Origin of the sequence: Thermoactinomyces daqus (genome assembly GCF_000763315.1) — a bacterium.
GTDB lineage: Bacteria > Bacillota > Bacilli > Thermoactinomycetales > Thermoactinomycetaceae > Thermoactinomyces_A > Thermoactinomyces_A daqus.
In genome coordinates this window covers 1-9,747 of sequence record NZ_JPST01000053.1, presented here as the reverse complement: position 1 = coordinate 9,747, position 9,747 = coordinate 1, and the positions used below count along the sequence as shown (strand labels likewise).

At 43.6% G+C, this 9,747-nt stretch carries 12 protein-coding genes; 9 read left to right on the top strand and 3 right to left on the bottom strand.

Annotation, left to right across the window (positions count from 1 at the left end; all coding sequences use genetic code 11):
* Nucleotides 1-111 precede the first annotated feature (111 nt).
* Nucleotides 112-315: a hypothetical protein gene (locus JG50_RS0116325; protein WP_033102186.1), complete on the bottom strand. Its 204-nt coding sequence runs from the start codon at nucleotides 313-315 to the stop codon at nucleotides 112-114.
* 135 nt (nucleotides 316-450) lie between these two features.
* Here JG50_RS0116325 and JG50_RS0116320 point away from each other — a divergent pair, with 135 nt between their 5' ends.
* The 6 genes from JG50_RS0116320 to JG50_RS19075 all read left to right on the top strand — a co-directional run bounded on the left by JG50_RS0116320 (nucleotide 451) and on the right by JG50_RS19075 (nucleotide 5,261).
* Nucleotides 451-777 (top strand): helix-turn-helix domain-containing protein, encoded by a 327-nt coding sequence (locus JG50_RS0116320; RefSeq protein ID WP_033102185.1) that lies wholly within the window; start codon nucleotides 451-453, stop codon nucleotides 775-777.
* Nucleotides 778-1,004: 227 nt separating this feature from the next.
* The gene (locus tag JG50_RS0116315; RefSeq protein ID WP_033102184.1) at nucleotides 1,005-1,826 is read left to right on the top strand and encodes a ParA family protein; all 822 of its coding nucleotides are present in this window, start codon (nucleotides 1,005-1,007) and stop codon (nucleotides 1,824-1,826) included.
* Between the two features lies 1 nt (nucleotide 1,827).
* Complete coding sequence (locus tag JG50_RS0116310) at nucleotides 1,828-2,718, top strand: hypothetical protein (RefSeq protein WP_033102183.1); 891 nt, start codon at nucleotides 1,828-1,830, stop codon at nucleotides 2,716-2,718.
* A gap of 136 nt (nucleotides 2,719-2,854) precedes the next feature.
* Complete coding sequence (locus tag JG50_RS0116305) at nucleotides 2,855-3,061, top strand: helix-turn-helix domain-containing protein (RefSeq protein ID WP_152568626.1); 207 nt, start codon at nucleotides 2,855-2,857, stop codon at nucleotides 3,059-3,061.
* Between the two features lie 79 nt (nucleotides 3,062-3,140).
* Complete coding sequence (locus tag JG50_RS0116300) at nucleotides 3,141-4,517, top strand: MFS transporter (RefSeq protein ID WP_033102182.1); 1,377 nt, start codon at nucleotides 3,141-3,143, stop codon at nucleotides 4,515-4,517.
* Nucleotides 4,518-4,586: 69 nt separating this feature from the next.
* Nucleotides 4,587-5,261 (top strand): GIY-YIG nuclease family protein, encoded by a 675-nt coding sequence (locus JG50_RS19075; protein ID WP_052154414.1) that lies wholly within the window; start codon nucleotides 4,587-4,589, stop codon nucleotides 5,259-5,261.
* A 340-nt stretch (nucleotides 5,262-5,601) separates the two neighbouring features.
* On the opposite strand, the gene JG50_RS0116290 is transcribed toward JG50_RS19075, so the two are convergent.
* Together JG50_RS0116290 and JG50_RS0116285 are read right to left on the bottom strand one after the other, a co-directional pair.
* A complete protein-coding gene (locus tag JG50_RS0116290; RefSeq protein ID WP_033102181.1) occupies nucleotides 5,602-5,844 on the bottom strand; it encodes a hypothetical protein in 243 nt (80 codons plus the stop codon).
* 19 nt (nucleotides 5,845-5,863) lie between these two features.
* Nucleotides 5,864-6,499: an HNH endonuclease family protein gene (locus JG50_RS0116285; RefSeq protein WP_033102180.1), complete on the bottom strand. Its 636-nt coding sequence runs from the start codon at nucleotides 6,497-6,499 to the stop codon at nucleotides 5,864-5,866.
* A gap of 458 nt (nucleotides 6,500-6,957) precedes the next feature.
* Between JG50_RS0116285 and JG50_RS19070 the strand changes: the two genes are divergently transcribed.
* The 3 genes from JG50_RS19070 (at nucleotide 6,958) to JG50_RS0116270 (ending at nucleotide 9,678) form a co-directional block, all read left to right on the top strand.
* Nucleotides 6,958-8,169: a hypothetical protein gene (locus tag JG50_RS19070; RefSeq protein ID WP_052154413.1), complete on the top strand. Its 1,212-nt coding sequence runs from the start codon at nucleotides 6,958-6,960 to the stop codon at nucleotides 8,167-8,169.
* Between the two features lie 69 nt (nucleotides 8,170-8,238).
* Nucleotides 8,239-9,018: a ParB N-terminal domain-containing protein gene (locus tag JG50_RS0116275; protein ID WP_033102179.1), complete on the top strand. Its 780-nt coding sequence runs from the start codon at nucleotides 8,239-8,241 to the stop codon at nucleotides 9,016-9,018.
* A 234-nt stretch (nucleotides 9,019-9,252) separates the two neighbouring features.
* A complete protein-coding gene (locus JG50_RS0116270) occupies nucleotides 9,253-9,678 on the top strand; it encodes a hypothetical protein (protein WP_033102178.1) in 426 nt (141 codons plus the stop codon).
* Nucleotides 9,679-9,747 lie beyond the last annotated feature (69 nt).

Here is a 9,747-nt window from a genome sequence, read left to right as displayed (position 1 = left end):
TTACAGGAATGCTCCTTTAAGCACGCGGCGAATCGATGTCGATATCAAACTCATACGGATCTTTGTGAGCGACAACATCATATGGCTCAGGTTCGCCAAAGAATCGATTCATCAGATTTCACCCCCTTTAATCTCAAATTCTGTGACTTCACTAGCCTTAACGTACCGGGGCCTCTCTGGAATAGGCATGTACTCGAACGGAAGAATCGGCTGGCGAAGTCTTTCTCTGCGGCGCCGCTTGCTTTCGCGGATGCCCTCCACAATAGAGCTTCTCAAAATAACGTCCTCATAAAATGCTTTCTCCGCTTCTGTCATCTTTGTTGATTTCACCTCTTTTCTGTTTCTGTATCTAGATTATACATTATGGCATAACGAAAAACAATCAGTATATTTAATTTATTCCATATGGTATAATAAATAATTAGTGTGCAATGAAAAGGAGGGGAAGAAATGGATGAAAAACTGGTAGAAGAAGCTAAGACCAAACGTCTGTACAATCACAAAGCACCCATTGTAAAAACTGATAACAGGCTAGGTGAAATCATCAAAGAATTAGGAATCACCCAAATGGACGCCGCACTCAAAACTGGTATCCCCCAGGCAACTCTTTCAAAGTGGAACAAGCAAGAAAGATTCAACCCTGATTTCATTGCTTCAATCATGGTCGCTTTTGACCTAGATTTTTTCGATCTGTTTCCTATTGTTGAAAAGCACGAGCGTCCCGCTTATTTTGATGAAATCGAGGCAGAAATCAAAGAAAAGCCAGGGGAAGAATGATCTCCCTGGCTAAAATATTGACTATAGTACTGACAACAGTCTTTTTGTCTGTTTTATGTCTGTATCATAGCCGCGACGATTGTCACCAAACAGCCACGATTATATGACTGTAGCCATGACAATAGCACACAAAAAAACCAGGGTGATCACCCTGGTTTCCTTTTTGTCCCATAACAAGCGAATCTATTATATTATTTGTGTATACCCCAAAAAAAGGAGGCTTAGCGATGAAGAAAAAACCGAAGATCTACATCATAGCCAACAACAAAGGCGGGATCACAAAAACGACGACAAGTGTAAACCTTGCCGTCGCTTTCGCCGAGATGTTCCCAGAAAAGAAAATCCTATTGCTCGATACCGATGGCCAAGGGAACAGCTCTCAATCCTTCGGAATCAACGCCGATGATCTCGAAACACCCACTATGGCCAATGTTTTAACAGGCGAAGCTACTCTCGATGAGATTATTTTCAAACCGGACAATACAGATTTAGCAAATCTCTACCTTGCACCGGCCAACATTGACCTCAACTTTCTTGAATTTGATTTTATCATGGGAAGGAAGCGGCTTGAAAGACCCTCTTTGATGCTGAAAGAGGCTATTGAAAAGTCCCAAACCGATTTTGATTTCATTTTTGTTGATACACCACCCGGTTTTGGATTGATGGCTACAAACTTTTTGACTCTGCCAGCGAAAATCCTCATCCCTTTTGAACCTGAAACTTTTGCCTTCACTGGACTTGTTCGTCTGTTGGACCAAATTGAGGATATGCAGCTTGAAAACAAAGAACTTAGCGTCGCAGGAATTTTGTGTGTGAAGGTCCAGCTCAGAACAAACCTTCACAAGGAATTGATCGAACAGACCAAGATGATCGCGGCCAAGCGTGGTTACCGGATCATGAACACTATGATCCCCAGTAGTATCAAATTTGCGAATGCCGTCGCATACGATCAAGTTCCTGCCCTATTAGGGGAAGAAAATACAACAGAAATCGTGCAGTCCTACAAACGATTGGCGCAAGAATTGCTTTACCTTGAGGAGGTCGAATGACATGGCCCCAAAGAAAAAACGTTCCCTAAGAGTTGCAGCAACTGCCGGGATCGATATCTCTACTGGTACCAAAGCCAGTGATAATACCAGCAATCAAAACAGTACATCTACCAACGAGGAAACTGGCAATCTCACCGGCACAACTACAGGTAAAGAAAACAGCGATGTCACCAGTAAATCTACTGTTGGGGACAACAGTAATATTGCCAGTGATTTTACCAGTGAAAAAACCAGTTCAAACACCAGCACTAATGACAGCAAAGGAACCAGCCCAAACACCATTAGCACCGACAGCACTAAGACCAGTACTGATGACAGTCAAACTACTGGTTATACTAACAGCAACAATACCAGCGCATCAACCATTATAAATACTGGTAATGGTAATGGTACCAGCGCTGTCAATGACAACAGCGTCGACACCAGTAACAGTGCTGGTCCTGTCACCAGCGACAGTAATGTCAACATTACTGGTACTATTACCAGTTCTGATAACAGTGGCAATACCAGCAATGATAATGGTGATCCAACCAGCTTACATACTGGTAACAGTACTGTTTCAGTTACTAGTGAAAAAACCAGTAAACAAAACAGTAAAGGTAATGGTAAGCAAACCAGTAAATCTGCTATCGGAAATGATGGCGTAAATACCAGTAATATTAACAGCACTATTGATGGTACCGGCGCTGGTGCTGGTACTGGCGCTGTCGCTCCACCGCCGCCTCCACAGAAAAAAACCACCAGGAAAGTGACTTGGTATTTGGATAAAAACGTTGCCGACCGATTCAACAATTTTGTTGTGGAGCTGGATGGCGGCAATAAAGACACCCAGTTGAAATCGTATTATGCCACAATCGCGATCGACGAATGGCTGAAAAAGTATGGTAAATGAAATTAGGACGCTCCGGGATGGGGCGTCTTTTTTCTAGCTGTCTATTTATTTTTTTTGAAAAAATCATTTACAAATCACTGTATAGTGATTATAATAAAGATGAGGGGTTAATCACTAAAAAGTGACGGTGATAAACATGGACGAATATGAAGTACTACAACACATCATGACAACAAGTGAAGCCGCACAAAGGTGGGGATATAAAGAAAATACGATTAGAGCAGCGATTGCGAGAGGACGATTTGACGAACAGATTCGGAAGGGAATGCTCAGAAAGTCAGGCGATACTTGGTTGATCCATGAAAAAGCCATGTATGAGGTCTATGGCAAGCCGAAGAAGTAGGACTGATAAAATTAAAGCCCTGGACGATGGGTAGATCGCCCAAGGCAAACCAACACCTTAGAAGGAGTTGATTGAAACGATGAAATGGTATCACGATTGGAGAGAAAAGGCAAGAAATCGATACCTTGAAGGCTACTATCCAGGACACAAAAGAGTCCCAAACTCTATTGTCCTTAGCCTGTATGGGATCGGATATTTTATTAGCGATTTTGTTCCGTTGATCCTGAACTTCATCAATGGGGTTTATTGGGCTATCAAGCGGCTGGTCGCTTTTGTTGTTGGGCTACTTGTGGAAGCCAGCATTTTTGTTGTTCTTGCTGGCTCAGTTATTTTTTCTGTGGCCCACTCGCTTGTTCAAATGCGGAAAGTCGGCGCAACGGGCGGTTTAGAATATGTGGGCGTGCTAATGTTTGAAGTTATTTTCATCGGATCAGCAGCAACTTTAACTGGATTTTTGATGAAAAAGAAAATCCCACGCGGATTCATTGAGTGGATGGGATTGGTTTTCACGATAGTCGGTTTCTTAGTCGGGCTCTCTTTTGTTTGGTGGGCCAACTACCACGGGATGAAACCAACTTTAGAGGGACGGATCATTGGCTCCGCGGTTCCGCTTTTGGTGCTCATTGGTGAGGGGATTCTCGCCTATCGATTCATCGAACAAGCAGAGCTTGAGAACCTCACACACAAAAAGTCTCATACAGAAGAAAATCTCTCACAAAGGTCATCTCAAACATTCGCTCACACACCCGAAGAAACAGTCTCAGGCTCTCACACCTCAAACTCTGAGAGAGAAAATTCACTTCCTCTCACAGAGGAAAATTTCTCACACGAAATCCTCACACCCGAGGAATTCTCACAGTCAAATCGCGAGGAAATTTCCTCACAAAATAAGGAGTCTCAAACTGACGAAGCCACTGAAAAAGTCTCGCAAGAAAAACCGTCTCACAGCGTAGAAGTCAAAGAACAAGCGAAATCAGATGATGAGCAATTCTCACAAGCAGACGATACTCACACAGAAGAAGAAGTCTCGAATCTCTCACAACAAGAGGAGGTCTCACAGCCTGAGGAGTCCTCACAAGAGGAGGAAAAATCCTCACAAAAGGATGCTCTCACGGTTGAGAATTCTCACACCTCACAGGAAGAAAATTCTCACACAGAGGTGGATTCTCACACCTCACAAAAGGAGACTCACACACAAAAAACGTCTCACAAAAAATCGTCCTCACAAACCAAAAAGTATACCCTACGAAAAAAATCTCACAATAAATCCTCACAGTCTGATCAAGAACTTCTCACGGATCTGGAGGAGATCAAAAAAGTCGCTTTGAGAATGTTTGCGGAAAAAGGCGGGACCTATCCAAGCATCCGGGAGCTGAAAGATGAGGCACCTTGTTCCGAATGGCTCTCGCGCAAAGCATTGAACCAGTTGAATCCGAAAAAGAAAAAAGCGAATTAAAACATAAAGACGCCTCCGTGATCCGCGGAGGCGTTCTACTGATGAGCCAGACAACAGGAGGATAACATCATGATGGGAATTTATGCAATTGAAAATATAGTCACAGGTGAATGTTATGTTGGACAGAGCAAAAATATCATGAGCCGGTTCCAACAACATTTAAGCATGTTGGCGAAGGGAGAACACCATTCATTGAAGCTTCAAAAAGCATATAACACAATGGGCGTTAACAACTTCACACTCAAAATTCTTGAGCTGTGCGAAGAAAACTTGTTGGATTCAAAGGAACAGGAATGGATCAACAAACTGGACAGTGTTAAAAACGGCTACAACATGAAAGTACAGGATGAAAACAGAAACCGTCTACTCAATTCACGGGTATCTGATATCCTGTATAAGCAATTTAAAGACTATTGCAATGAGTTGGGCTTATCTGTCTCGGAGGCAATTAACATAATTGTTGATAGAGAACTTGAGGAATCACGAAGAAATATTGACCTTCTACAATCGATCAAAGAAACGTTGACTATTGGTAATTCTTTTGTTTTAGAAGAGACTAGAGAAATTAACCGGACTATTCGAATTAATACCGCTCCACAGCCAGACACATCAGAAATAATAGAAAAAGCAATAGAATATTTTAGTCAGAATAATGAATACCCCAGTATTCGAAAGTTAGCTGAGATAGCTGGATGTGCCCGATATAAAGCGGAAAAAGCGCTGAAATTAATCACAAAAGCATAAAAGCTAAAGGCCCACGTCTAGGAAGGATTGGTCACCTTCCTACTGATGAGCCAGACCAAAGTAAAAAACGCTCCCTGGCGATCCAGCGAGCGTCTTTTTTATGGGCCATTTTGGCTCTAGGGGTTACATTGGCGCCGTTAATTTTGTTGTGTTTTGCATTATGTTTCGCAAATTTACGAAACACAATCGCTCTGATAGGGTGAATCCTTTTATTTTTCAGCTACTGGCACCAATACAAAAGCAGCTAATCCAAAACGAAGGGAACTTTTTTATTCTTTGTCTTTTTTCTCTCCTTCATTACGCTATACAGATGGGGGGAGCGCGGCGAGGTCAATCCATCTCAAGGGCGCTCTAGCACGGTGGCGAGAATGCGGTGGACGACCTCGTGGTCACGCGGATCGTGCAGGCGGTAATCCTCACCTGGCAGCGTGTACCACTCATCGGCGCCGACATACGTGATGGCGAGCGTGAGGGCGCCGTTGGCATCGCAGGTGGTGCGCAGTTCGAGTTCCCCGCTAATCACCCCGACCTCAGCGGTCATCACACCGTGGGTTGCGGTGAAGATTGACGACTTTACTTCCATCGAGTGACTCCCTTCTAGGTTAGTAGGAACAGGTGTTGAGCATGCTCTGCAATGCGGACTTCTCCGACGATTGCAGGGTCAGCCCCCATCTGTACTTGGTATGGATCCACCACTTCGCGTACGCACAGCGGGCTCCGGAACGCGGCGGCTGCCATGTCGAAGGGTCTTGGTCACCCTTGGATCGGTTGACACTGGCGGTCACCGCGATCAACTGCGGGCCATCAAGGTCGTTGGCGAAGTCTTGGCGTTTCTGAGTGGTCCAGCTGCTGGCACCGCTCCGCCACGCCTCGGCCAGCGGCACGATGTGATCGATGTCGATGTCGGAAGGGGAGTACACGGTGACGCCGTCGTAGTAGCTGTACCACTTGCCGGACGTTACCGGACAGTCGCCGCTATAGTAGTCAGCGTCGCGCTTGAGCACCACCTGACGGGTGTCACAGCCACCTCCTTGGTCGATCCAGTGTGGGAACTTATCGCGTGAGTAGCCGGTCATGGAGCCTTCGGGGGAAACAGTGAGCGCGTTCAATTCGGATTGGGCGGTGGACAAGGACGGTGTTCCCGGCGGAAGCGCCCAGGCCGTTGGCATGTTATATGCAGCAGACAACGACAAAGCCAACGCGAAAACAATCGACCACAACATCGATTTCTTCAACATGGAAATGCCTCCTGTATGTTATTATTTCCAACTGCCTTTATATTCTAACATCTCTATGTTCATTTTTTGTGAATGAGATGTGTGATTACATCATCGATTTGGAAGAATGCTTCAACTTTTGGACAGCAAAAAACGCCCGCCGGATCGCCAGGCGTCACAATCTTCTAATTTTGGTTGCCACCCTATTAAATCGGTGATAGAATTAACGTCGTAAAGAAAAGATGCGGTCCCTTCCGTCGCCAAACTTTAGGGAAACCGCACTCGTTGCAACCGCTATTAATGTTTACATTCCTCATTTTAACGGTAAAAAAGGCAAAACGCAACCACCTTTTTTTAGTAAAACAATGGGGAATTACACGAATTTTGTAGACAAATAGAGATAACAAGCGGATTTGTACAGGTGTATGGTTTTCCTCTCTTGGCGCGGGTAGTGGTCGCGATCAGGGGAGGATTTTATTATGGGGAAAATCAGCAAAAACCGTGGAACGAAAACCATCATTCGTAAGAGAAAAAACAAAGACAATCCATATGTAACAATCAACAAGACCGTATTTGAAAATCAGCCGGAAATTTCGCTCGAAGCTAAGGGGCTGATGGGGATCTTCTTATGTAAGCCGGACAACTGGAAGATCATCATGGAAGAAATCATCAATGAGTCTAAAAACGGACGCGATGCCCATTACAAGGCATTGAAGGAGTTGCGAAAGCACGGTTTTGTTGTATTGATCGAATTTCGGATCAAAGGGAAAGTAGCACAAAAGGAATATGTTGTTTGTGAAGATCCGGTACATAATCCATTTTGGGAAAAACCACTCATTGTAAAAGTCAGCTCTCAAGAAGAGATCGACGAATGGAATGATGAAGACATTGAATCGATTATTGAAAGCCAAGAAAATCAAGAGGTTGAACCAGATACGGAATTTCAGGATCAGGCAAAAAAGAAGTCTGTGCAGCCACATCCTGAAAAACCGGATCGGGTAAAACCAGATGAGGAAAAACCTGATCGGGAAATGCCGACACTACTAACTAATCACTCTACTAATGAAACATCTGACGAAAGAGAACAACAACTAACACTTCACGAAACGGCCTCGTTAGTAGTTGGTTATCAAACAACCATCAAAAATAAGTTTGGTAAAAAACTATCGATCAAACACATTGAAAAGTTGATCGGAATCGCAAACAAGGAAAAGAAGAGCCTGGACTGGGCAATTGAAAACACCTATGAGTATCACAAAAAGGTAGAACCACGCGAAAATCCATACGGCGCAATCAAACACGCCCTTGAAAGCGATGGATGGGTAATACCAGAGGAAGAAAAAACCTCTGCTCCATTCGTTCTTTCAGATGAGTATGCAAAGCAGTATCCTGGCCTGTTTTATGCCGAAGATGAATTCCAAAACGAACCGCAACATGATAATGACTTTGGAAGAGAAAAAGTTGATCTTCGCCGAAAATTGCTTCATATATCTGGGGAAATCCAACGTGGCAAGCATTTTGATCTGATTCCTTCGGATCAGGTTAATGAATTGTTGGCTGAAAAGCAGCAACTGGTGAGCCGTTTAGATAATGCCGATAACAATGAAGAAATTAACAAACTCCGTCAAGAGATTGAAGAGTTTGCTAATAAAGTTGAGTCACTTGTGTCAATTCCTTCTCAAACGGTCTGAGACTGATGGAGGAGCGGGGAGTAATATTCCCTTCTGATAAAATGACTTGTATTAACGGAGGAGAACTTCATGAAAAACAAACAACAAACTCTCGCTTTATCAGAGATCTCTATTCCTGCGCCTTTCAAAAAAACAAAGCCTAATAGAGAAAAAATAAATGCTTTGAAGGAATATATTCAAAAAACAGGCACACTGGACCAAACAATTATTGTCCATCCGAAGACAAGAATGCTTGTAGATGGTTTTGCTCGCTATCTGGCTGCAAAAGAATTGGGAATGAATGAAGTACCGGTTCAATTTGGAACAAAGAAGAGGCCGAGCAAGAAGCCGCCCAAAAAACATAGGTCCCAAGTGAAGGTTTCGGAAGAAACACGGCTAGCCATATGGCAAGCGGAAGATGGTCGGTGCGAAGTATGTAAACGAGCGATGGACAAGCGTTTTGCGCGTTGGCTGCCTGTTGAAAAGGGGAAAATAGAGGATCACCCTGATGCTTTGCATTTGGCGTGTATCGATTGTAGCCGGAATCAGCCGGAATATTTGCGGACTTTCATCCAAGTAGATAAATCTGTTATGAAAAAAATTGAACAAAAAACAGAGTATGACAACGAGCTGGAATTTGTAAATGATTTCCGTGAATATGCTGTAATTGTTGGAAAGAATAAAGAGTTTAGAACTTATTGGCTTCCTGGTATCGGATCGTTTTTAATCAAAACGCTCGACGAAAAAGAAAATGGACTTCCTGTCAGAGAAGTATTCCAAGCTAGGTCTATTAAGGTGAATGGCAAACTACAAATAAAACCGCAGGAAAGAACACGCGGCTTTAAACGTCCCGTATTGCAACTGAGTTGAGAATGCGTAGAAATTTTCGATTATAAGGCGTGTTTTGTGCCGGGGATATATAAATGTACCCCGGAGTAATTTCCGTCGCTCTACGGGGCGCACAGACCCCTGAAAATCGATTCTGGATATCTTAATAGTATATCCATGAATCCGATTTTTATGCCGGAAGGTGTGGTCTAGGTACGTATTGAAATCCATAGTGATTGGCACGCACAAAGGGTCTTCACGATCGGAGGTAGCACGGTGGACGACAAATACTTATCTTTGCTTGAAAAGCTCGATAGAAAAATGGATCGACTTAACGACAGATTAGATGGAATCGAGCAGGATCTAGTTTTTTTGAAAGATCAGGCGATAACCAGACAAGAAGCTTTAAGCATGATTGAAACACTTGAAGGGATCTCGGAAGCCGTTGCGCAACAGGCAGCCACAAAAGCAGAAGACAAAGCGGACGCAACTTATGAAATGCTTTCCTCTCTGATCGAAGGATCAAATCAACGGCTCTTAGATCGAATGGACCAGCAGACCAAACAGGTTTTAAATAGTCTTAAACCATTGGACAAGATCCTTTCTCTTTTAGTCGAAAAGGACGAACGACAAGACTTTGCTCTTTCCACATTAGAGCAAAGGTTGCGATTCTTAGAACGAAGACTCGGAAATGAGAAATAGAGGTTTAGAAGGTCGGCCATTTGGCCGGCTATTTTTTTGTGCAATTTTTTCTGAAAAATATGTTGACAT

Excerpts from the sequence above, each read along its gene's own strand:
- JG50_RS0116300 (WP_033102182.1), top strand. The coding sequence starts at position 3,141 with ATGAAATGGTATCACGATTGGAGAGAAAAGGCAAGAAATCGATACCTT.
- JG50_RS0116325 (WP_033102186.1), bottom strand. The coding sequence starts at position 315 with ATGACAGAAGCGGAGAAAGCATTTTATGAGGACGTTATTTTGAGAAGC.
- JG50_RS19070 (WP_052154413.1), top strand. The coding sequence starts at position 6,958 with ATGGGGAAAATCAGCAAAAACCGTGGAACGAAAACCATCATTCGTAAG.
- JG50_RS0116275 (WP_033102179.1), top strand. The coding sequence starts at position 8,239 with ATGAAAAACAAACAACAAACTCTCGCTTTATCAGAGATCTCTATTCCT.
- JG50_RS0116310 (WP_033102183.1), top strand. The coding sequence starts at position 1,828 with ATGGCCCCAAAGAAAAAACGTTCCCTAAGAGTTGCAGCAACTGCCGGG.
- JG50_RS0116285 (WP_033102180.1), bottom strand. The coding sequence starts at position 6,499 with ATGTTGAAGAAATCGATGTTGTGGTCGATTGTTTTCGCGTTGGCTTTG.
- JG50_RS19075 (WP_052154414.1), top strand. The coding sequence starts at position 4,587 with ATGATGGGAATTTATGCAATTGAAAATATAGTCACAGGTGAATGTTAT.
- JG50_RS0116320 (WP_033102185.1), top strand. The coding sequence starts at position 451 with ATGGATGAAAAACTGGTAGAAGAAGCTAAGACCAAACGTCTGTACAAT.
- JG50_RS0116290 (WP_033102181.1), bottom strand. The coding sequence starts at position 5,844 with ATGGAAGTAAAGTCGTCAATCTTCACCGCAACCCACGGTGTGATGACC.
- JG50_RS0116305 (WP_152568626.1), top strand. The coding sequence starts at position 2,855 with ATGGACGAATATGAAGTACTACAACACATCATGACAACAAGTGAAGCC.
- JG50_RS0116315 (WP_033102184.1), top strand. The coding sequence starts at position 1,005 with ATGAAGAAAAAACCGAAGATCTACATCATAGCCAACAACAAAGGCGGG.